Origin of the sequence: Streptomyces sp. NPDC049837 (assembly GCF_040674455.1) — a bacterium.
Taxonomy (GTDB): domain Bacteria; phylum Actinomycetota; class Actinomycetes; order Streptomycetales; family Streptomycetaceae; genus Streptomyces.
In genome coordinates this window covers 133,923-155,435 of record NZ_JBFAMP010000012.1, presented here as the reverse complement: position 1 = coordinate 155,435, position 21,513 = coordinate 133,923, and the positions used below count along the sequence as shown (strand labels likewise).

At 71.2% G+C, this 21,513-nt stretch carries 18 protein-coding genes; 17 read left to right on the top strand and 1 reads right to left on the bottom strand.

The features are described from left to right. Nucleotides 1-57 precede the first annotated feature (57 nt). Complete coding sequence (locus tag AB0J57_RS28640) at nucleotides 58-339, top strand: HU family DNA-binding protein (protein WP_084894445.1); 282 nt, start codon at nucleotides 58-60, stop codon at nucleotides 337-339. Nucleotides 340-633: 294 nt separating this feature from the next. On the opposite strand, the gene murA is transcribed toward AB0J57_RS28640, so the two are convergent. Then, entirely contained in the window at nucleotides 634-1,974 is a 1,341-nt protein-coding gene (murA, locus tag AB0J57_RS28635) for a UDP-N-acetylglucosamine 1-carboxyvinyltransferase (protein ID WP_126886772.1), read from the bottom strand. 263 nt (nucleotides 1,975-2,237) lie between these two features. On the opposite strand from murA, the gene AB0J57_RS28630 reads away from it, so the two are divergent. The 16 genes from AB0J57_RS28630 to AB0J57_RS28555 all read left to right on the top strand — a co-directional run bounded on the left by AB0J57_RS28630 (nucleotide 2,238) and on the right by AB0J57_RS28555 (nucleotide 21,414). Further along, nucleotides 2,238-2,798 carry a YqgE/AlgH family protein gene (locus AB0J57_RS28630; protein WP_351813618.1) on the top strand — a complete coding sequence of 187 codons (561 nt, stop codon included), beginning with the start codon at nucleotides 2,238-2,240 and terminating at the stop codon, nucleotides 2,796-2,798. Between the two features lie 166 nt (nucleotides 2,799-2,964). Beyond that, the gene (locus AB0J57_RS28625; RefSeq protein ID WP_023588437.1) at nucleotides 2,965-3,252 is read left to right on the top strand and encodes a DUF3039 domain-containing protein; all 288 of its coding nucleotides are present in this window, start codon (nucleotides 2,965-2,967) and stop codon (nucleotides 3,250-3,252) included. A 202-nt stretch (nucleotides 3,253-3,454) separates the two neighbouring features. Beyond that, nucleotides 3,455-4,759 carry an extracellular solute-binding protein gene (locus AB0J57_RS28620; protein ID WP_366131218.1) on the top strand — a complete coding sequence of 435 codons (1,305 nt, stop codon included), beginning with the start codon at nucleotides 3,455-3,457 and terminating at the stop codon, nucleotides 4,757-4,759. 4 nt (nucleotides 4,760-4,763) lie between these two features. Next, complete coding sequence (locus AB0J57_RS28615) at nucleotides 4,764-5,669, top strand: sugar ABC transporter permease (RefSeq protein ID WP_366131217.1); 906 nt, start codon at nucleotides 4,764-4,766, stop codon at nucleotides 5,667-5,669. Then, nucleotides 5,666-6,511: a carbohydrate ABC transporter permease gene (locus AB0J57_RS28610; protein ID WP_366131216.1), complete on the top strand. Its 846-nt coding sequence runs from the start codon at nucleotides 5,666-5,668 to the stop codon at nucleotides 6,509-6,511. The genes AB0J57_RS28615 and AB0J57_RS28610 overlap by 4 nt, the downstream gene beginning before the upstream one ends. A gap of 13 nt (nucleotides 6,512-6,524) precedes the next feature. After that, on the top strand, nucleotides 6,525-8,156 hold the full coding sequence (locus AB0J57_RS28605; RefSeq protein ID WP_366131282.1) for a beta-N-acetylhexosaminidase: 1,632 nt from the start codon (nucleotides 6,525-6,527) through the stop codon (nucleotides 8,154-8,156). A 294-nt stretch (nucleotides 8,157-8,450) separates the two neighbouring features. Further along, nucleotides 8,451-9,326, top strand: a complete 876-nt coding sequence (locus AB0J57_RS28600) for an FAD binding domain-containing protein (protein WP_366131215.1) — start codon at nucleotides 8,451-8,453, stop codon at nucleotides 9,324-9,326. Then, the gene (locus AB0J57_RS28595; protein ID WP_366131214.1) at nucleotides 9,323-10,609 is read left to right on the top strand and encodes a 2Fe-2S iron-sulfur cluster-binding protein; all 1,287 of its coding nucleotides are present in this window, start codon (nucleotides 9,323-9,325) and stop codon (nucleotides 10,607-10,609) included. Before AB0J57_RS28600 ends, AB0J57_RS28595 begins: the two co-directional genes overlap by 4 nt. Then, nucleotides 10,606-12,924, top strand: coding sequence for a xanthine dehydrogenase family protein molybdopterin-binding subunit (locus AB0J57_RS28590; protein ID WP_366131213.1), 2,319 nt, complete (start codon nucleotides 10,606-10,608; stop codon nucleotides 12,922-12,924). Before AB0J57_RS28595 ends, AB0J57_RS28590 begins: the two co-directional genes overlap by 4 nt. Before the next feature lie 155 nt (nucleotides 12,925-13,079). Further along, on the top strand, nucleotides 13,080-13,499 hold the full coding sequence (locus AB0J57_RS28585; protein WP_366131212.1) for a hypothetical protein: 420 nt from the start codon (nucleotides 13,080-13,082) through the stop codon (nucleotides 13,497-13,499). A gap of 10 nt (nucleotides 13,500-13,509) precedes the next feature. Beyond that, entirely contained in the window at nucleotides 13,510-15,828 is a 2,319-nt protein-coding gene (locus AB0J57_RS28580) for a hypothetical protein (protein WP_366131211.1), read from the top strand. A 3-nt stretch (nucleotides 15,829-15,831) separates the two neighbouring features. Next, a complete protein-coding gene (locus tag AB0J57_RS28575; protein WP_366131210.1) occupies nucleotides 15,832-16,494 on the top strand; it encodes a hypothetical protein in 663 nt (220 codons plus the stop codon). 3 nt (nucleotides 16,495-16,497) lie between these two features. Further along, nucleotides 16,498-17,043, top strand: a complete 546-nt coding sequence (locus AB0J57_RS28570; RefSeq protein WP_366131209.1) for an AAA family ATPase — start codon at nucleotides 16,498-16,500, stop codon at nucleotides 17,041-17,043. Nucleotides 17,044-17,121: 78 nt separating this feature from the next. Then, a complete protein-coding gene (locus AB0J57_RS28565; protein WP_366131208.1) occupies nucleotides 17,122-18,570 on the top strand; it encodes an MFS transporter in 1,449 nt (482 codons plus the stop codon). A gap of 134 nt (nucleotides 18,571-18,704) precedes the next feature. Continuing rightward, nucleotides 18,705-20,492 (top strand): DEAD/DEAH box helicase, encoded by a 1,788-nt coding sequence (locus AB0J57_RS28560; RefSeq protein ID WP_366131207.1) that lies wholly within the window; start codon nucleotides 18,705-18,707, stop codon nucleotides 20,490-20,492. Between the two features lie 280 nt (nucleotides 20,493-20,772). Further along, nucleotides 20,773-21,414 carry a helix-turn-helix domain-containing protein gene (locus tag AB0J57_RS28555; protein ID WP_366131206.1) on the top strand — a complete coding sequence of 214 codons (642 nt, stop codon included), beginning with the start codon at nucleotides 20,773-20,775 and terminating at the stop codon, nucleotides 21,412-21,414. Nucleotides 21,415-21,513 lie beyond the last annotated feature (99 nt).

The following is a 21,513-nucleotide window of genomic DNA, read 5'->3' as shown; positions in this document are numbered from 1 at the left end:
CATGCGGCTCCGCCGCGTGGCACGCCTCATAGGCAAGAAGAACACGGGAGTAAGAACATGAACCGCAGTGAGCTGGTGGCCGCCCTGGCCGACCGCGCCGAGGTGACCCGCAAGGACGCCGACGCCGTGCTGGCCGCGCTCGCCGAGACCGTCGGTGAGGTCGTCGCCAAGGGCGACGAGAAGGTCACCATCCCCGGCTTCCTGACCTTCGAGCGCACCTCGCGTGCCGCTCGCACCGCTCGTAACCCGCAGACCGGCGAGCCGATCAACATCCCGGCCGGGTTCAGCGTGAAGGTCTCCGCGGGCTCCAAGCTCAAGGAAGCCGCCAAGGGCAAGTAAGCCCCCATGGCGCGTTGAGAAGGGCGGCCACCCCACTCCGGGGCGGCCGCCCTTCGGCGTACCCGGCCCCGCCCACGCGCGCGTGGGCTGCCCGTACGGCGCGTGGGCGGCGCGGGGGGCGTACGGCCTGTACGTCCGGTACGCCGCTCGTACACGGCCCGTACGCGGCCCGTACAGCCCCCGGACAAGCCCGGTACACGCCCCGTACAGGCCTTGGAGGGCCCCAGGAACGGCCGACGGCCCCTCGCCGGGGGCGAGGGGCCGTCCAGGGCTCGAAAGCCGTCTTACGGGGCGTCAGACGATCGCGCTGCCGGGGAGTTCGACCTTCGCGCCGAGCTCCACGAGCTTCTCCATGAAGTTCTCGTAGCCGCGGTTGATCAGGTCGATGCCGTGCACCCGCGACGTGCCCTGCGCCGCCAGGGCGGCGATCAGGTACGAGAAGCCGCCGCGCAGGTCCGGGATGACCAGGTCCGCGCCCTGGAGTTTCGTCGGGCCCGACACGACCGCCGAGTGCAGGAAGTTGCGCTGGCCGAAGCGGCAGTCCGAGCCGCCCAGGCACTCCCGGTACAACTGGATGTGCGCGCCCATCTGGTTCAGCGCGGAGGTGAAGCCGAGCCGCGACTCGTACACCGTCTCGTGGACGATGGACAGGCCCGCGGCCTGCGTCAGGGCCACCACCAGCGGCTGCTGCCAGTCGGTCTGGAAACCGGGGTGTACGTCCGTCTCCAGGGCGATCGCGTTGAGCGCCCCGCCCGGGTGCCAGAAGCGGATGCCCTCGTCGTCGATCTCGAAGGCGCCGCCCACCTTCCGGAACGTGTTGAGGAACGTCATCATCGAGCGCTGCTGCGCGCCGCGCACGTAGATGTTGCCCTCGGTCGCCAGCGCCGCGCTCGCCCAGGAGGCCGCCTCCAGGCGGTCGGGGAGGGCGCGGTGGGTGTAGCCGCCGAGCTTGTCGACACCGGTGATCCGGATGGTCCGGTCGGTGTCCATGGAGATGATCGCGCCCATCTTCTGGAGCACGCAGATCAGGTCCTCGATCTCCGGCTCCACCGCCGCGTTGGACAGCTCGGTGACGCCCTCCGCGAGCACCGCCGTCAGCAGCACCTGCTCGGTCGAGCCGACCGAGGGGTACGGCAGCCGGATCTTCGTGCCGCGCAGCCGCTGCGGGGCCTCCAGGTACTGGCCGTCCGCCCGCTTCTCGATCGTCGCGCCGAACTGGCGCAGCACGTCGAAGTGGAAGTCGATGGGCCGGCCACCGATGTCGCAGCCGCCCAGGCCCGGGATGAAGGCGTGGCCGAGGCGGTGCAGCAGCGGGCCGCAGAACAGGATCGGGATGCGCGACGAGCCCGCGTGGGCATCGATGTCGGCGACGTTGGCGGACTCGACGTGCGTCGGGTCCAGGACGAGCTCGCCCGGCTCCTCGCCGGGGCGGACGGTCACACCGTGCAACTGGAGCAGTCCGCGGACGACGCGGACGTCACGGATGTCGGGCACATTGCGCAGTCGGCTCGGCTCGCTGCCGAGCAGGGCGGCGACCATCGCCTTGGGCACGAGGTTCTTCGCGCCGCGGACGCGGATCTCGCCCTCCAGCGGGGTTCCGCCGTGGACAAGCAGTACATCGTCTGTGCCGGTCATGAATCTCGCGTTCCGGAGAGGTCGGGCAGGGGGCCAGGGAAAAGGGTAAGGGGGCGGAGTGGCCTTCTTGGTAGCCCGTGGACGCCAGTCAGATGTAATGAATTCGGCACAACACCCTCTGTCCCTCCCCCCTTGCGGAGGGTTACGGTCCGCTTTAGGCCAGGACTGCCGCCGGCCGCCCCATGAGCTGCGGCTCGCGCCAGGTCGTCGCGAGTCGGCCGCTCACCCCCCGCGAACGGCCGAGATGCGGGATCATGTCTGGCATGACCGAGGTGTCCTCGCTCACAGGACGGCTGCTCGTTGCCACCCCCGCGCTGGCGGACCCGAACTTCGACCGCGCGGTGGTGCTGCTGCTCGATCACGACGACGAGGGCTCCCTCGGCGTGGTCCTCAACCGCCCGACACCCGTCGGTGTCGGCGACATCCTCGAAGGCTGGGCCCCGCTGGCCGGTGAGCCGGGCGTGGTGTTCCAGGGCGGACCGGTCTCCCTCGACGCGGCGCTCGGGCTCGCCGTCATCCCTGGTGACGAGGGCCCGCTGGGCTGGCGGCGGGTGTACGGCGCGATCGGGCTCGTGGACCTGGAGACCCCGCCGGAGCTGCTGGCCGCGGCCCTGGGCAGCCTGCGGATCTTCGCCGGGTACGCGGGGTGGGGGCCGGGTCAGCTCGAGGACGAGCTCGCCGAAGGTGCCTGGTTCGTCGTGGACTCCGAGCCGGGTGACGTCTCCTCGCCACGGCCCGAGAGCCTGTGGCGGGACGTGCTGCGTCGCCAGCGCAGCGAGCTGGCGATGATCGCCACGTACCCGGACGATCCCTCGCTGAACTGAGCCTTTGGCCGATACGGTGACTTTCGGCCATCTGTCGGCCGGCTGCCCGGTCGTCCGCCGGGGCCGCCCACCGTCCGGCGCGCGCGTGACGGGCTTCACATCCGGGTGCGGGGGCGCGTGGGGCCACGCTCCCGGGACGGCGCCGACGTGAGTACCCTTGGAGCTCATGAGCACTCTTGAGCCCGAGCGCGGGGCAGGTACGGGGACCCTCGTAGAGCCGACGCCGCAGGTGTCGCACGGCGACGGCGACCACGAGCGCTACGCCCACTATGTCCAGAAGGACAAGATCATGGCGAGCGCCCTCGACGGCACTCCCGTGGTGGCGCTGTGCGGGAAGGTCTGGGTACCGGGGCGCGACCCGAAGAAGTACCCGGTCTGCCCGATGTGCAAGGAGATCTACGAGTCCATGGGCGCCGGTGGCGACAAGGACAAGGGCGGCAAGGACAAGAAGTAACGTCCCCGGCCCGCCTCCGGGCCCGCCGGGCGACGGCCCCCGCGGCGCGTACGTGTGTACGCGCCCCGGGGGCCTTTGTCGTTTGATCACGGAGTGGTTGAGACCTCTTGTGGGGGTCGCGGGTCGGCCCTAACCTCCTGCGTGTTGTGCAGCACGAAACGATCGTTGCGTATGCTGCAACGCCATCGGAGGGGATCCGCCCATGAAGCTTCCTGCCCGACTCGCCGCCCCCGTCGCCGCCGTCCTCCTGATGACCGCGGTGGCCGCTTGCGCCCCGCAGACCTCCGACACCGGCGCCAAGGAGGACGCGAAGACCGGCACACTGCGCGTCTGGCTCTTCCAGGAGGTCAGCAACAAGCCCAAGGAGCGGGTCGTCGACGCCGTCGTCGCCGCGTTCGAGAAGCGGCACCCCGGCGCCGGCGTCGAGGTCGAGTACATCCCCGTCGACACCCGCGCGCAGCGCATCAAGGCCGCGTTCAACGACCCCACGAGCGCGCCGGACGTCATCGAGTACGGCAACACCGACACCGCCGGGTACGTCAGGGACGGCGGACTGGCCGACGTCAGCGCCGAGTTCGGCGCCTGGGAGGACGCGAAGGACACCGACCCGACCGCGCGGGCCTCGGTCACGGTGGACGGGAAGGTGTACGGCGCGCCGCTCTTCGTCGGCGTACGGGCGCTGTACTACCGCACCGACGTGTTCGAGGAGCTGGGCCTGACCCCGCCCAGGACGCAGACCGAACTGATCGCGACCGCGAAGAAGATCCGCAAGGCGAAGCCGGAGCTGTACGGGATCGCCGTCGGCGGTGCCTACACGTACGGCGCGCTGCCCTTCATCTGGGCGAACGGCGGCGAACTCGCCACGGAGAAGGGCGGTTCGTACACCTCGGCCATCAACAGCGCGGCCGCCCGAAAGGGCATCGCCGCGTACACCTCGCTCTTCGGCGACGACAACTGCCCCGCCGCCAAGTGCGCCTCCATGGGCGGCAACGCGACGGTCACGGCCTTCGCCTCCGGCAAGGCGGCGATGGCCATCAGCGGCGACTTCAGCCACGCGGCGGTGGAGGCGGGCAAGGCGAAGGGCGCGTACGCGGTCGTTCCGCTGCCGGGTGTGACGCCGGGTTCGATAGCCCCCGCCTTCGCGGGCGGCAACAACGTCGGCGTGCTCAAGAGCAGTTCGCACCGCACGCTGGCGGTGGACCTGATGAAGTCCCTGGCGGGCAAGGACGCGCAGCGCGAGCTGTTCGACGCGATGGGCTTCCTGCCGACGTACACGGACGTGCGGTCGGAGGCGGCGAAGAAGCAGCCCTTCGTGAAGCCCTTCATCGACACGCTCTCGGCCGGCACCAGGTTCGTCCCCGCCTCCCCGGCCTGGGGCCGGATCGACGCCTCGCTGGTCCTCCCGACGATGTTCCAGGAGATCGTGAGCGGCCGTAAGGACGTGCCGGCCGCGTCGGACGACGCGGCGGAGAAGATGAACGCCGCGTTCGCCTCGACGGCGGGCTGACTCCATGACGCACGACGCCGCCCGTGCCGCGCGGCGGCGCGGGGGCTGGACGCCGTGGATGTACCTCGCGCCCGCGCTCGTCGTGCTCGGCGCCCTGCTCGTCCACCCCATCTACCAGCTCGGGCTCATCTCGTTCCTGGAGTACACCCAGGCCCAGGTCAGCGGCGGCGAGCCGACCTCCTTCCAGGGGCTGGGCAACTACGCAGCGCTCTTCCGCGACCCGCAGTTCTGGCAGGTCCTCCTCGCCACCGTGCTGTTCGCCGCCGCGTGCGTCGTCGCCACCCTGGCCGTCGGGTGCGCCCTCGCCGTGCTCCTCACCCGCGTCCGCGCCCTGCCGCGCCTCGCGCTCATGCTCGCCGCGCTCGGCGCGTGGGCGACGCCCGCCATCACGGGGTCCACCGTCTGGGTGTTCCTCTTCGACCCGGACTTCGGCCCCGTCAACAGGCTGTTCGGCCTGGGCGACTTCTCCTGGACGTACGGGCGCTACAGCGCCTTCGCGCTCGTGCTGTTCGAAGTCGTCTGGTGCTCGTTCCCGTTCGTGATGGTGACCGTCTACGCGGGCATCAAGGCCATCCCCTCCGAGGTCCTGGAGGCGGCCTCCCTCGACGGCGCCTCGCAGTGGCGTACCTGGCGCTCCGTCACCGCCCCGATGCTGCGGCCCATCCTGGTCGTCGTCACCATCCAGTCGGTCATCTGGGACTTCAAGGTCTTCACCCAGATCTACGTCATGACCAACGGCGGCGGCATCGCCGGCCAGAACCTCGTCCTCAACGTCTACGCGTACCAGAAGGCCTTCGCGTCATCCGAGTACGGCCTGGGCTCGGCGATCGGCGTCGTCATGCTGCTGATCCTGCTCGCCATCACCCTCGTCCACCTCCGCCTGATACGCCGCCAGGGAGCGGAACTGTGATCCGTGCTGTGATCCGTGTGCGGCGCCCGTGGCGCCTCGCCGCTGAGGCCGCCGCCCTGCTCGTCGCGGCCGTCGTCGCCTTCCCGCTGTACTGGATGGTCCTCTCCGCGCTGAAACCGGCGGGCGAGATCCAGTCCACGGACCCCCGTCCCTGGACCCTGTCGCCGTCCCTTGACTCCTTCCGCCGCGTCTTCGAACAGCAGGACTTCGGCCGCTACTTCCTCAACAGCCTGCTCGTCGCCTCCGCCGTCGTCATCGCCTCCGCCCTCATCGCCTTCCTCGCGGCGACGGCCGTCACCCGTTTCCGCTTCCGGTTCCGCACGACCCTGCTGGTGATGTTCCTGATCGCGCAGATGGTGCCGATCGAGGCGCTGACCATCCCGCTCTTCTTCCTCATGCGGGACCTCGGCCTGCTCAACACCCTCGGCTCGCTGATCCTGCCGCACATCGCGTTCTCGCTGCCCTTCGCGATCTGGATGCTGCGCGGCTTCGTCAAGGCGGTCCCCGAGGCCCTGGAGGAGGCCGCGTACATCGACGGCGCGAGCCGGGCACGGTTCCTGTGGCAGATCCTCTTCCCGCTGGTCCTGCCGGGGCTGGTCGCGACGAGCGTCTTCTCCTTCATCTCGACGTGGAACGACTTCCTGTTCGCCAAGTCGTTCATCATCAGCGACACCTCCCAGTCGACCCTCCCCATGGCCCTGCTCGTCTTCTTCAAGCCGGACGAGAACGACTGGGGCGGCATCATGGCCGCCTCCACCGTGATGACCATCCCGGTGCTGGTCTTCTTCGTACTCGTACAGCGCCGCCTGGTGTCCGGGCTCGGCGGCGCGGTGAAGGACTGACCCCATGGATCCCATGGACCTGATCCCCTTCCCGTTCGCCTCCTGGTGGGTGCCGCCCCCCGGGTACGACGTCCTCGACGCGGACACCCAATTGGAGACCCAGCCGGGCACGGAGGGCGTCGCCCGGTGGTTCCGGGGCACGATCGGGGCCGCCACCGGCCTGCCCTTCCCGGACGGGAACGACGACGACAACCGCATCGTGCTGAGCATCGACCCCACGCTCCCGCCCGAGGGGTACCGCATCGTCGCCGACGGGTACGCCCGCCGCCTCCAGGGCGGCAGCGCCGCGGGCGTCTTCTGGGGCGCCCAGACCTTCCGTCAACTGCTCGGCCCGGAAGCCTTCCGGCGCGCACCGGTCACGGCCCGCCGGGAGTGGCACCTGCCCCTGATCGTCATCGAGGACGCGCCCCGCTTCCCCTGGCGCGGCCTGATGCTCGATGTCGCCCGCCACTTCCTCCCCAAGGACGACGTCCTCCGCTACCTCGACCTCCTCGCCGCCCACAAGCTCAACGTCCTGCACCTCCACCTCACCGACGACCAGGGCTGGCGCATCGAGATCAAGCGCTACCCCCGGCTCACCGGGACCGGCGCCTGGCGGGCGCGCACGAAACGGGGACACCGGGCCTCGGAACTCTGGGACGAGACCCCGCACGGCGGCTACTACACCCAGGACGACATCCGCGAGATCGTCGCGTACGCCGCCGAGCGGCATATCCGCGTCGTCCCCGAGATCGACCTCCCCGGCCACTCGCAGGCCGCCATCGCCGCGTACCCGGAACTCGGCAACACCGACGTCATCGACACGACCACCCTCCCCGTCTGGGACACCTGGGGCATCAACCCGAACGTACTCGCGCCCACTGACAACACCCTCCGCTTCTACGAAGGCGTACTTGAGGAAGTCCTCGCGCTCTTCCCCGCCGACACGTCCCCCTTCGTCCACCTCGGTGGCGACGAGTGCCCCAAGGACCAGTGGAAGGCGTCCCCGGCGGCCCAGGCCCGCATGAAGGAGCTCGGACTCGCCGGCGAGGACGAGCTCCAGGCGTGGTTCGTCCGGCACTTCGACCGCTGGCTGGCGGAGCGGGGGCGCCGCCTGATCGGGTGGGACGAGATCCTGGAGGGCGGTCTGCCGCCCGGCGCCGCCGTGTCCTCCTGGCGCGGGTACGCCGGCGGGATCGCCGCCGCCGAGGCGGGCCACGACGTCGTCATGTGCCCCGAGCAGCACGTGTACCTGGACCACCGGCAGGACGGCGGCGCCGACGAGCCGGTGCCGATCGGATACGTGCGCACCCTGGAGGACGTCTACCGCTTCGAACCCGTACCGCCCGGGCTGTCCCCGGCCGCGGCCGCGCACATCATCGGTACCCAGGCCAACGTCTGGACCGAGGTACTCGACAGCCGTTCCCGCGTCGACTACCAGGTCTTCCCCCGCCTCGCCGCCTTCGCCGAGGTCGCCTGGTCCACCCGGCTCCCGGCCGACCCCGCCGAGCGCGACTTCGCGGACTTCACCCGCCGAATGACCGCCCACTACGCGCGCCTTGACGCGCTCGGCGTCGACTACCGTCCGCCCGGTGGGCCGTTGCCGTGGCAGCGGCGCCCGGGGGTGCTCGGACGCCCGATCGAGGGGGCGCCCCCAAACGTGTGAGCCCGGCGGAAAGGCGCGCGCACCCGCGCCCGGCACCTGGGACCGTGGGCCGCCAGGAATAAGTCGTACAAGGTCGCCGAGAAGTGGCAATCCGCGCGTGCCGCCAATGCCGCGGCAAACCGCCCATCTCGCAGGTCACGGGATGTCCGGGGCGGATGCGTCCTTCGCGGACCCTCGCGCCGACCGGCCCGGAAGATGTGCCAGAGTTGCCACGTCGGGGCTGTGAGCACGTACGGTACGGCAACACAGGCGGGACAGCCGGGACAGCCGGGGACACCGGGAAGGGGCAGCGGGTTGACCACGCACGCACCGCAGGCGGCGCAGTCCGTGACGCTGCCGGCCACGCTCGGCGAGGCCGTGGCGGCGCTCAGCGCCATGCCCGCCGCCGTGCCCGTGGCGGGCGGTACGGATCTGATGGCCGCCGTCAACAAGGGCCAGTTGCGCCCCGCGGGCCTCGTCGGCCTCGGCCGCGTCAATGAGATCCGCGGCTGGCAGTACCAGGACGGCCACGCCCTGCTGGGCGCCGGCCTCACGCACGCGCGCATGGGCCGCCCCGACTTCGCGGCGCTCATCCCCGCCCTCGCCGCGGCCGCCCGCGCGGCCGGACCGCCCCAGATCCGCAACGCGGGCACCCTGGGCGGCAACATCGTCACCTCCGCGCCCACCGGCGACTCCCTGCCCGTGCTGGCCGCCCTGGAGGCGGACCTGGTCGTCGCGGGTCCGGGCGGCACGCGCGAGATCCCGGTGACGCACCTGCTGGCCGGCCGGGAACTCCTCGGGCCCGCCGAGCTGATCGGTTTCGTCCGCGTACCCCTCCTGCACGCCCCGCAGGTGTTTCTGAAGGCCACCGGCCGGACCGGCCCCGGGCGGGCCACCGCGTCCGTCGCGGTCGTCCTGGACCCGGCGCGGCGCGGCGTGCGCTGCGCGGTCGGGGCGATCGCCCCGATGCCGCTGCGGCCGCTGGAGGCGGAGCGCTGGATCGCCTCGCTCATCGACTGGGACGGCGACCGCGGGCTGGCGCCGGAGGCGCTGACGGCGTTCGGCGAGTACGTCGCGGCCGCCTGCATCCCGGACCCGCCGGGCGAGGAGCAGTTGCCGCCCGCCGTACTGCACCTGCGGCGCACGGTCGCCGCGCTGGCCCGACGGGCACTGGGGAGGGCGCTGTCGTGACCACCGGCGAGAACGAGAACCAGCAGGGTCAGGGCGGCTGGCAGCCGACGCCCCAGGGCGAGTACGACGGCGACGCGACCGCCTTCGTACAGCTCCCGCCGGACATGTCGACGGCCGGGGCACCGCTGGAGGCCCCCGGGCACGGCTACGTGCCGCCGGAGGCGTGGGCGGCCCACGACCCGAACGCGACGGCGCAGTGGAACTTCCAGGCGGCGGCGCCCGAGCCCGCGCCCTCGGAGCTGACCGGGCAGTGGACGATTCCGGTCGCCCAGGGGGATCTTCCGGACGAATCGGGCGAGTTCACGACCTCGGCGCTCGCCTCGCAGTGGACGAGCGGCAACCCGCCGGCGACGCTTCCGGGCGGCGCGGCCGCGCCCTGGGCCACGCCGGAGGCGGTGCGGGAGCCCGCCCGGGAAGCCGCCGAAGCGGAGCCGTATCCGCATCCGGAACCGCATGCCGAACCGCATCCGGAATCGAATCCGGTTCCCGGGCCGCCCCAGGAAGCGGCTCAGGAAGCGGCCCAGGCGCCGGTCCATGAGCCGGTCCACGAGCCCGGCCATGGCCAGGCCGACGCGCCCGCCGCCGGCCCGGACGAGGAACCGGCCGGGGAGCCCGGCCCCGAACCGGCTCAAGAGGCGGCCCAGGAGGGCGACCACGAGGCCGCCGCGCCCCCCACCCACGTCACGGACAGCGACGAGCACCCGCACATCTCGTACGTCCTGCGCGTCAACGGCACCGACCGTCCCGTCACCGAGGCGTGGATCGGCGAGTCCCTGCTGTACGTGCTGCGCGAACGGCTCGGCCTCGCCGGTGCCAAGGACGGCTGCTCGCAAGGCGAGTGCGGCGCCTGCAACGTCCAGGTCGACGGGCGTCTCGTCGCCTCCTGCCTGGTGCCGGCGGCGACCGCGGCCGGCAGCGAGGTGCGTACGGTCGAGGGGCTGGCCACGGACGGCGAGCCCTCCGACGTACAGCGCGCCCTCGCCGCGTGCGGAGCCGTCCAGTGCGGCTTCTGCATCCCGGGCATGGCCATGACGGTGCACGACCTCCTCGAAGGCAACCACGCCCCGAGCGAGCTGGAGACCCGCCAGGCGCTCTGCGGCAACCTCTGCCGCTGCACCGGCTACCGGGGAGTCGTCGACGCCGTACGCCAGGTCGTCGCCGAACGCGCCGCCAGCGCGGCCGCCGCGGCCGAAGCGGCCGAGGCCGACGGCGGCGGCGAGGGTGCCGCACAGCCCCGAATCCCGCACCAGATCCCCCACCCGCACGACGGAGGCATGGCGTGAGCAACGACGCGGCCACCGCCATCCCGGCGGTCGACGGCCCCCAGGGGCCGCAGCAGGAGCTCCCGGCCCACGGGCTCGGCGCGTCCCTCCCGTCCGCCGACGCCCGCGCCAAGACGGAGGGGACCTTCCCCTACGCCTCCGACCTGTGGGCCGAGGGCCTGCTGTGGGCGGCCGTGCTCCGCTCCCCGCACGCGCACGCGCGCGTGGTCTCCATCGACACCACGGCCGCCGCCGAGATGCCGGGCGTCCGGGCCGTGGTCACCCACGCGGACGTCCCCGGCGACGCCACGTACGGCCGCACGGTCGCCGACCGCCCGGTCTTCGCCTCCGACCTTGTACGCCACCACGGCGAGGCCATCGCCGCCGTCGCGGCCGACCACCCGGACACGGCCCGCCTCGCCGCCGCGGCCATCGCCGTCGAGTACGAGGTCCTCGACCCGGTCACCGACCCCGAGAAGGCCTTCGCCGCCCCGCCCCTCCACCCCGACGGCAACCTGATCCGCCACATCCCGCTGCGCTACGGCGACCCGGAGGCGACGGGCGAGGTCATCGTCGAGGGTCTGTACCGCATCGGGCGCCAGGACCCGGCGCCGATCGGCGCCGAGGCAGGGCTCGCCGTGCCGCGCCCGGACGGCGGCGTCGACATCTACACCGCCTCCACCGACCCGCACACCGACCGCGACCTGGCCGCCGCCTGCTTCGGACTGCCGCCCGAGCAGGTCAAGGTCGTCGTCACCGGCGTGCCGGGCGCGACCGGCGACCGGGAGGACCCGGGCTTCCAGATCCCGCTGGGCCTGCTCGCGCTGCGCACCGGCTGCCCCGTCAAACTGGCCGCCACCCGCGAGGAGTCCTTCCTCGGCCACGCCCACCGCCACCCCACGCTGCTGCGCTACCGCCACCACGCGGACGCGGAGGGCCGCCTGGTCAAGGTCGAGGCGCAGATCCTCCTCGACGCGGGCGCCTACGCCGAGGCGTCCTCCGAGTCGCTCGCCGCCGCCGTCGCCTTCGCCTGCGGCCCGTACGTCGTCCCGCACGCGTTCGTCGAGGGCTGGGCGGTACGCACCAACAACCCGCCCTCCGGCCATGTCCGCGGTGAGGGCGCGATGCAGGTCTGCGCCGCGTACGAGGCCCAGATGGACAAGCTCGCCGCCCGCCTCGGCCTGGACCCCGCCGAGCTGCGCCTGCGCAACGTCCTGGCCACCGGCGACATCCTCCCCACCGGCCAGACGGTCACCTGCCCGGCCCCGGTCGCCGAACTCCTCCAGGCCGTCCGGGACTTCCCCCTCCCGCCGCTCCCGAAGGACTCCCCGGAGGACGGCTGGCTGCTCCCCGGCGGCCCGGAGGGCGCGGGCGAGCCCGGCGCCGTACGCCGTGGCGTCGGCTACGGGCTCGGCATGGTCCACATGCTCGGCGCCGAGGGCACCGACGAGGTCTCCACGGCCACGGTCAAGGTCCACGACGGCGTGGCGACCGTCATCTGCGCGGCGGTGGAGACCGGTCAGGGCTTCTCCACCCTCGCCCGCCAGATCGTGCAGGACACGCTGGGCATCGACGAGGTCCACGTCGCCTCCGTCGACACCGACCAGCCCCCCGCCGGCCCGGCCACCCACGGCCGCCACACCTGGGTCTCGGGCGGCGCGGTCGAGCGCGCCGCCAAAATGGTCCGCACCCAACTGCTCCAGCCCCTGGCCCACAAGTTCGGCATGTCCACCGAGCTGCTCCAGATCACCGACGGGAAGATCACCTCCTACGACGGCGTGCTGTCCACCACCGTCATGGAGGCCATGGACGGCAAGGAGCTCTGGGCCACCGCCCAGTGCCGCCCCCACCCCACCGAACCCCTCGACGACGCCGGACAGGGTGACGCCTTCGTCGGCCTCGCCTTCTGCGCCATCCGCGCGGTGGTGGACGTCGACATCGAGCTCGGCTCCATCCGCGTGGTCGAGATGGCGGTCGCCCAGGACGTCGGCCGCGTCCTCAACCCCGCCCAGCTCGCCACCCGCATCGAAGCGGGCGTCACCCAGGGCGTCGGCGCGGCCCTCACCGAGAACCTCCGCACCACCCGGGGCCTGGTCCGCCACCCCGACCTCACCGGCTACGCCCTCCCGACGGCCCTGGACGCCCCGGACATCCGCATCGTCAAACTCGTCGAAGAACGCGACGTGGTCGCCCCCTTCGGCGCCAAGGCCGCCAGCGCGGTCCCCGTGGTCACCGCCCCGGCCGCGGTGGCCTCCGCGGTCCGCTCCGCCACCGGCCGCCCCATCAACCGCCTCCCCATCCGCCCCCAGGCGGCGGTGGCCGCGCCGCAGGTCTGACCGCCGCCGCTCATTGTTCGCGAGCACCGCTTTTCCTGCCGCCTGCGAATTTCGGGCGCAACGGACTGAATGCTCTGCGGAATGGGGGCAGGGCGCTGGACGCCCTATGGTGGGGACCGAAATGGTATGCGGGAAATCCGACGACGGGGGGAACCGTGTCGTTCGACCAGGAATGGGCGTCAGTCAGGGCGTCGGCCGCCGCCAGTGCCGGCACGCGCCTGAATCAGGCCGACGGCGCCGGAAGCAGCGGCAATGTCGACTTGGCCGTGAATCAGGACAAGCTGGGCTGGATCGGTCACGCGGCCTACGAACTGCACACCCGGCTCAAAACCGACGGCAACCACGCACGCGCCAGTACGTCCGAAGCGGCGACCATGATGACTGTCAACGGCTTCCAGACCGGTGCTGCTATGAGAACTGTTCACGACACCTGGAACTCTCAACTGAAGACGTTGCTCGACGCCTGCGCGCACATCTCCAACCACCTCGACTACAGCGCCTCCTCGCAGGCGAAGGTCGACCAGGACATCGAGGCGTCGCTCTCCGTGTCGAAGATCAACGAGTACCTCAAGTAGGCGGGGAATCGTGCTGACCTTTGGCGATGTGTACCATGCCCCGCTCGACAAAATGAAGAGCGCGGCGGACGACTGGTCGCAGATGACCACCAAGCTGGAGAAGCTCGCCACCGACGCCCGGACCACGATGGCCGCCCGGGCGAAGGGCGAGTACTGGAAGGGCGTCAACGCCGAGGTCACGAAACCGTTCGTCGACAAGACCGCCAAGGAGTTCGACGACGCGGCGAAGGCTGCCAAGGGCATCACGCTGATTCTCGAGGACGGACACAGCGCCTTCAAGAAGGCGAAGGACGAACTCAAGAAGATCATGGACGAGGAGGCCGGGGCGCAGGGGCTCGTCGTCACCGCGCGCGGCAAGGTCGAGGCCTCCTATCCCCTCGAGAAGGACCCGACGGCGAGGCACGATCCCGATTACGAGGACCTGCTGCGGCAGCAGAACAACCGCATCAAGGCGTTGCAGAGGCGGATCGACGCCATCGTCGAGACGTGCGACGACGCCGACGTGGCGACGGCGAACGCACTCAAGGGGAACATCACCGGAGACCAGCACAACTTCAGCGCGCCCAAGTACAAGAGCCTCGACGCGGAGGAGGCCCAGCGGGCTCTCGACCTCGCGAAGAAGGGCCGGGACCTCTCACACGAGGAGCTGGCACGACTGAACGAGCTCCTGAAGGACAACCACACCTCGAAGGAGTTCTCCCGTACCTTCTACAACGGTATGGGACCGAAGGGATCTCTTGAATTCTTCGGGCAGTTGGCGACGGACACCTACGACTACGCAGAGCTCGACAAGCAGCGCCTCAAGGACGTCCAAGAGCTCCAGCGAAACCTGGGACTCAACCTCGCCGCGGCGACCCAGGGCGGCGACAAGTGGACCGAAAGCTGGTCGGCCGAGATGCGCAAACTCGGCACCGAACGAATCCCGCTGGCCAAGAACGACTACAACGGTCCCTTCGGCTACCAGTTGCTCGGCGGCATCATGCGGTACGGCAACTATGACGCCAAGTTCCTCAACCCCATCGCCGAGCACGTGGTCCAGCTCCACCAGAAGGACCCGTACATGTTCGCCGACAACAAGGCGATCGGCGGATGGCAGAAGAGTCCCTTCAACCCGTCCGGTGTGAACGGGGCCGGATACGACCCGGTCGTGCCGATGCTGGAGGCCCTGGGCCACAGCCCGGAGGCCGCGAAGCTCTTCTTCTCCGCCGACCCGACGGCGTACAACGAGGACGGCACGGTGAAGGGCGGGGCACCGGACCTCGGTTCGGACAAGAAGGGGAACAAGATCACGGGCTATCTGGACTACTTCCAGAACGAGGGCTACAAGTCGTTCCCCGACATCGACGGGCATCACCCCGACGAAGCCAAGAAGTCTCTCGCCTATCTGCCCGATGCTCTGGGCCACGCCTTGGAAGCGGCCGTCACAGGACATGGCTGGGATGACCCCAACCCCGTGCTGAAGCGTGACGATGACAGTGCCGAGATCATGCAAGAGGTGATCAACGACTACGGCTCGGACACGGGTCTCCGGGGTCGGCACGGGGAACTGATGGACAGCCTGGGACGAATGGGTGCCGCCTACATCGACGACCTCAACTACTCGACGTACAACTTCGGCGGCAGCGCCGAGGCCGTCGAGCGCGACAAGTTGTTCCCCGGCAGCAGCGACGGCTCCTCTCGTACGGACTTCGGTGAGGTGGCGAGCCGGAACTTCATGGCGGCAGTCGCGTCCAACGAGGATGCGTACAAGACCTTGTCGGGGGCTCAGCAGGTGTTCGAGGCGAGTGGCTTGAAGGCGCTGGGTGGTGACAAGGACGCTGCTGCCGAGTTCGCCTTCAACGCGTCGAAGGTGCACGGCGTCATCGACGAGGCGCGTGCGATCCAGATCTCGGACGACTTCAAGGACGACGAGGACAAGAAGAACCTGGAACTGGAAAAGCAGGCGGAGTGGCGCAAGTACGGCGTGAGTTCAGGTGTCGCAGGAGTCGTCGGCATCGGATCCGCACTGGTCCTCGGTCCTGCGGCGGGGGTCGTCGCCGTTACCGCCGTCCCGTTGGTGATGGAGACCGTGGGAGGCGCAGTGAACACGGCTTATGCGACGGAGACGCTGCAATACCTCAAGGATCACGAGTACAAGAACGATGACGAGGCCCTGAGCGCCATTCAGGAGGCCAAGAACGCAGGTCAGCGTGGCGCGGTGCTCCCCCTGATCAACTACGCCGAGGAGACCGGAATGCCGACGGAGGAGAGGCGCCGCTTCATCTGGCAGGCGGAGCAGTCCTACCTGGCAGGCAATCAGGGCGCCGCCGAAGCCATGAAGGTCAAGTGAGTGATGACGAATATCGCACCGCTTCTCAAGGTGAGCGCCCTTGTCACCGCTGGAGTGTTCGCCCTGGCGGCTTGCACTGGTAACGAACCAGCGCAGAGTGAGTCGTCCCCCGAGCTGAATACGTGCCGGGAACTGCTCGGCCGGGACGGTGTGGACGCCGCGCGGCAGGCCGTCGGCGGCGATGAGGTTCGGGCGGAGGCACCTGTGTCGGCGCGGAAGCTCGCGGAGACCATGGCCGAGGAGGCGAGGGCCCGGGCGGCGGATGATGAGGACCTGTCCCGCGACTCCTACGAACCGTGCCGGTTGTCGGGGCGCACGGCGGATACCCAGGTGGTGACCCGGGTGAAGTGGTCGGTACTGACAATGAACTCGGTGTCGGAGGGCAAGCTCGCCGGTCAGTGGCGACAAGCGGCGAAGGACCTGTACGTGCATGAGGCCGACGGCGGAAAGCGAGTCGGGCTCCTCGTGACCTGCCAGGTCCCCAAGGCTCCGGCGAGCCAGCGGGAGGGCGTACCGCTGGAGGTAGAGGTGAGCGGAGCCGGCACGGCCGGGGGCGACGCGCGTCTGTCCGCACGTCTGGCGCTGTCCTTGGCCGGTAACCTCCGAGGTCTTCTGGGGTGCACCGACCCCGTCACGCTGCCGACAGCGTTGCCCGGGCAGGGCTGAGGCGTGGATGGCCTGCCGCAGGGGGGTGTCGTCCTGATCACCGGCATCATGGCCGCCGGAAAGTCGACCGTCGCCCAGGCGCTCGCCGAACGCCTGCCGAAGGCCGCGCATGTGCGGGGGGACGCGTTCCGGCGCATGATCGTGTCGGGGCGGGCGGAGATGGTGCCGGGGGCGGGCGAGGAGGCGCTCGCGCAACTGCGGCTGCGCTACCGGCTGTCGGCCGCGACGGCCGACGCGTACGCGGAGGAGGGCTTCACCGCCGTCGTGCAGGACGTGGTGCTGGGTCCCGAACTCGGCGCGTACACACGGCTCGTGCGGACCCGGCCCTTCTACGTCGTCGTTCTCGCCCCCGATCCGGTGGCGGTCGCCGCACGGGAGGCGGCGAGGGGCAAGACCGGGTACGGCGACGGCTGGACGCCCGAGCTGCTGGACCGGGGGCTGCGCGAGGAGACGGACCGGATCGGGCTGTGGCTCGACACGTCGGAACTGACGGTGGACGGCACGGTGGAGGCGATCCTGGCCCAACTGGACGAGGCCAGGGTCGCGTAGGTCGTACGACCAACGGCCGAGGTCCCAACCGTCTCCGGACAGGGGCCATGTGCGGGGACGCCCCTTACTCTGAGGGGCATGGCCGCCTTGGACAGCAGCAACAGCCGGATAGCCGACGCCGCCGGGCAGGGGAAGCCCGGCGGTGTTCTCGGCCGGGAGCATCGCGCGCTCAGCGTCGGCATCGTCTCCGTGGTGATGCTGATCGCCTTCGAGGCGACCGCCGTGGGTACGGCGATGCCGGTCGCCGCACGGGAGTTGCACGGCGTTCCGCTGTACGCGTTCGCGTTCTCCGCGTACTTCACCACCAGCCTCTTCGCCATGGTGCTGTCCGGTCAGTGGTCCGACCGCGCGGGGCCGCTCGCGCCGGTGACCGTCGGGATCACCGCGTTCGCGGCGGGGCTGCTGATGTCGGGGACGGCGGGGGCCATGTGGCTGTTCATCCTCGGGCGGGCCGTCCAGGGGCTGGGCGGCGGGATGGTGATCGTGGGCCTGTACGTGGTGGTCAGCCGGGCGTACGAGGAGCGGCTGCGGCCGGCGATCATGGCGGCGTTCGCCGCCGGCTGGGTGATCCCCTCGATCGTCGGGCCGCTCGCCGCCGGGACGGTCACCGAGCGGCTCGGGTGGCGGTGGGTGTTCGTCGGGATCCCCGTGCTCGTCGTCCTGCCGCTGGCGCTCGCCCTGCCGGCGATACGGCGGATGGCGTCGGGGCCCGCGGACCCGGAGGCGCCGGCGGTGCCGTTCGACGGGCGGCGCATCCGGCTGGCGCTGGGCATCTCGCTGGGCGCGGGCCTGTTGCAGTACGCGGGCCAGGACCTGAGGTGGCTGTCGCTGGCCCCGGCGGTGGCAGGCGTGGCGCTGCTGGTCCCCGCCGCGCTCGGGCTGCTGCCGCGCGGCACCTACCGGGCGGCACGCGGGCTGCCGTCGGTGGTGCTGCTGCGCGGGGTGGCGGCGGGGGCGTTCATCTCGGCGGAGTCGTTCGTGCCGCTGATGCTGGTCACCGAGCGGGGCGTGAGCCCGACGCTGGCCGGGCTGTCGCTGGCGGTGGGCGGCGCGACATGGGCGCTGGGCTCGTACATCCAGTCGCGGCCGCGCGTGGAGCCGTACCGGGAGCGGCTGATGGTGCTGGGGATGCTGCTGGTCGCGGCGGCCATCGCGACCGCGCCGAGCGTGCTGCTCCCCTCCGTGCCGGTGTGGATCGTGGGCGTCGCCTGGGGCTTCGGCTGCCTCGGCATGGGCATGGTCATCGCCTCGACGAGCGTGCTGCTGCTGAAGCTGTCGGCACCGGAGGAGGCGGGCACGAACTCGGCGGCGCTCCAGATCTCCGACGGCCTCTCCAACGCCCTGCTCCTCACCGCCGGCGGCGCCGCCTTCGCGGCCCTGGGCGGCGGTTCGGCCGCCGGTCACGCCGCCTCGGCCGGCGGCTCCCACCCGGTGGCCTTCGCGGCGGTGTTCCTGCCGATGGCGGCGGTGGGACTGGCCGGGGCGTGGGTGGCGACGAGGCTCCGGGCCGCGCCCGGACCGCGGTGACCGCCGCGCGCGGGGAATGTGACCCGCGTCGCACTCCGCGAGGTCACGGCGCCATCCCGGGCGGGGTGGCGCCGGGCCACCGGTAGGGTGGCCCGGTTGTCGTACGTAACAGCCGAGAGACCGAATCGGAGACCGTGACTACTACCGCCTCCCATCACCTCTCACCCGCCTTCCCCGGCCGCGCCCCCTGGGGTACCGCCAACAAGCTGCGTGCCTGGCAGCAGGCCGCGATGGACAAGTACATCCAGGAACAGCCCCGCGACTTCCTCGCCGTCGCGACGCCCGGCGCAGGCAAGACCACCTTCGCGCTCACGCTGGCGTCCTGGCTGCTGCACCACCACGTGGTCCAGCAGGTCACCGTCGTCGCGCCGACCGAGCACCTGAAGAAGCAGTGGGCGGCCGCCGCCGCGCGGATAGGCATCAAGCTGGACCCGGAGTACAGCGCCGGGCCGCTGAGCAAGGAGTACCACGGGGTCGCGGTGACGTACGCGGGCGTCGGCGTACGGCCCATGCTGCACCGCAACCGCAGCGAGCAGCGCAAGACGCTGGTCATCCTCGACGAGATCCACCACGCCGGTGACTCCAAGTCGTGGGGCGAGGCGTGCCTGGAGGCGTTCGAGCCCGCGACGCGGCGGCTCGCCCTGACCGGTACGCCGTTCCGGTCGGACACCAACCCCATCCCGTTCGTCACGTACGAGGAGGGCAACGACGGCATCCGGCGCTCCTCCGCCGACTACACGTACGGATACGGCAACGCGCTCGGCGACGGCGTCGTCCGCCCCGTCATCTTCCTCTCCTACAGCGGCAACATGCGCTGGCGCACCAAGGCCGGTGACGAGGTCGCGGCCAGGCTGGGCGAGCCGATGACCAAGGACGCGATCTCGCAGGCCTGGCGGACCGCGCTCGACCCGCGCGGCGACTGGATGCCCAACGTCCTGCGCGCCGCCGACCAGCGGCTCACCGAGGTCCGCAAGGGCATTCCGGACGCGGGCGGGCTCGTCATCGCCTCCGACCAGGACTCGGCACGCGCGTACGCGAAGCTGATCCGTGAGATCACCGGGACCAAGGCGACCGTCGTCCTCTCCGACGACGCGGGCGCGTCCAAGCGGATCGACGACTTCAGCGCGAGTGACGACCGGTGGATGGTCGCCGTCCGCATGGTGTCCGAAGGCGTCGACGTGCCGCGCCTCGCGGTCGGCGTGTACGCGACGACGATCTCGACGCCGCTGTTCTTCGCGCAGGCGGTCGGCCGTTTCGTACGATCCCGCAGGCGCGGCGAGACCGCGTCGGTGTTCCTTCCCACCATCCCGACCCTGCTGACCTTCGCGGGCGAGATGGAGGTCGAGCGCGACCACGCCCTCGACAAGCCGAAGAAGGACGGGGCCGACGAGGACCCGTACGCCGAGTCCGAGAAGGAGATGGACGAGGCCAACAAGCAGCAGGACGAGGACACCGGCGAGCAGGACATGCTGCCCTTCGAGGCGCTGGAGTCCGACGCGGTCTTCGACCGGGTGCTGTACGACGGGGCCGAGTTCGGCATGCAGGCCCACCCCGGCAGCGCGGAGGAGCAGGACTACCTCGGCATCCCGGGCCTCCTGGAACCCGACCAGGTGCAGTTGCTGCTGCGCAAGCGGCAGGCGCGGCAGATCGCGCACAGCAGGCAGAAGCCGGCCGAGGAGGCCGACCTGCTGGAGCTGCCGGCCGAGCGGCGGCCCGTCGTTTCGCACAAGGAGCTGCTGGAGCTGCGCAAGCAGCTCAACACGATGGTCGGCGCGTACGTCCACCAGAGCGGCAAGCCGCACGGCGTCATCCACACCGAGCTGCGCCGGGTGTGCGGCGGGCCGCCGAGCGCCGAGGCGACGGCCGGGCAGATCCGCGAGCGGATCAAGAAGGTCCAGGAGTGGGCTACGCGCATGCGTTGAGCGTCACGCGGCCGAGCGCCGGTGTACTTGGGGCATAACGGGACGAAATTTCCGTACGGCAAACGCTTGCGACCGGATTCTGGACGAGGGCTTCCGCTGAGCGGAGTCGCTCGCTACTGTCCCGGCAATCGCAATGCAAACGCCCCGTGGCAGCGCCGCCGCGGAGCGCAGCCGGTGTGCCATGGCCTGCCGGCGGCCTCTCCGTGCGTCGCCGATGGGACCGGTGACGCGTCCGCCGTTGAGAGTGTCCGCCGTCACTCACTCCGAAGGAGAGGGCGTCGTGACCGCGGAGACCTCCCAGACGCTCGACAGAGGACTGCGTGTCCTCAAGTTGCTCGCCGACACCGACCACGGGCTGACCGTCACCGAGTTGTCCAACAAACTCGGCGTCAACCGCACCGTCGTCTACCGTCTGCTCGCCACGCTCGAACAGCACGCCCTGGTACGCCGTGACCTCGGCGGCCGCGCCCGCGTCGGCCTCGGCGTGCTGCGGCTCAGCCGCCAGGTGCACCCGCTGGTGCGCGAGGCCGCGTTGCCCGCGCTGCGGTCGCTGGCCGAGGACATCGGCGCCACCGCCCACCTGACGCTCGTCGACGGGGCGGAGGCGCTGGCCGTCGCGGTCGTCGAACCGACCTGGACGGACTACCACGTGGCCTACCGGGCCGGGTTCCGCCACCCGCTGGACCGGGGCGCGGCCGGCCGCGCGATACTCGCCGCCCGGCAGGGCGCGCTCAGCGAGCCGGGCTACACGCTCACGCACGGCGAACTGGAGGCCGGCGCGAGCGGCGCCGCGGCCCCGCTGCTGGGGGTGACCGGCATCGAGGGCAGCGTCGGCGTGGTCATGCTGGCGGACGCCGTACCGGAACGCGTCGGCCCCCGCGTCGTCGACGCCGCCCGCGAGGTGGCGGACGCGTTGCGCTGAGCCGCGCCGGGCGGGAGCGCCGGGCGGGAGCGCCGCGCCGGGCGGCCGCGTGCCCAGCGGACGCCCGCGTACCGCCCGGCGGCGGCGGTCCCGGGGTGG

Bases quoted from the DNA above. Each gene is read 5' to 3' on its own strand.
- AB0J57_RS28605 (WP_366131282.1), top strand. From the start codon at position 6,525: ATGGACCTGATCCCCTTCCCGTTCGCCTCCTGGTGGGTGCCGCCCCCC.
- AB0J57_RS28620 (WP_366131218.1), top strand. From the start codon at position 3,455: ATGAAGCTTCCTGCCCGACTCGCCGCCCCCGTCGCCGCCGTCCTCCTG.
- AB0J57_RS28625 (WP_023588437.1), top strand. From the start codon at position 2,965: ATGAGCACTCTTGAGCCCGAGCGCGGGGCAGGTACGGGGACCCTCGTA.
- AB0J57_RS28640 (WP_084894445.1), top strand. From the start codon at position 58: ATGAACCGCAGTGAGCTGGTGGCCGCCCTGGCCGACCGCGCCGAGGTG.
- AB0J57_RS28565 (WP_366131208.1), top strand. From the start codon at position 17,122: ATGGCCGCCTTGGACAGCAGCAACAGCCGGATAGCCGACGCCGCCGGG.
- AB0J57_RS28630 (WP_351813618.1), top strand. From the start codon at position 2,238: ATGACCGAGGTGTCCTCGCTCACAGGACGGCTGCTCGTTGCCACCCCC.
- AB0J57_RS28575 (WP_366131210.1), top strand. From the start codon at position 15,832: ATGACGAATATCGCACCGCTTCTCAAGGTGAGCGCCCTTGTCACCGCT.
- AB0J57_RS28615 (WP_366131217.1), top strand. From the start codon at position 4,764: ATGACGCACGACGCCGCCCGTGCCGCGCGGCGGCGCGGGGGCTGGACG.
- murA (WP_126886772.1), bottom strand. From the start codon at position 1,974: ATGACCGGCACAGACGATGTACTGCTTGTCCACGGCGGAACCCCGCTG.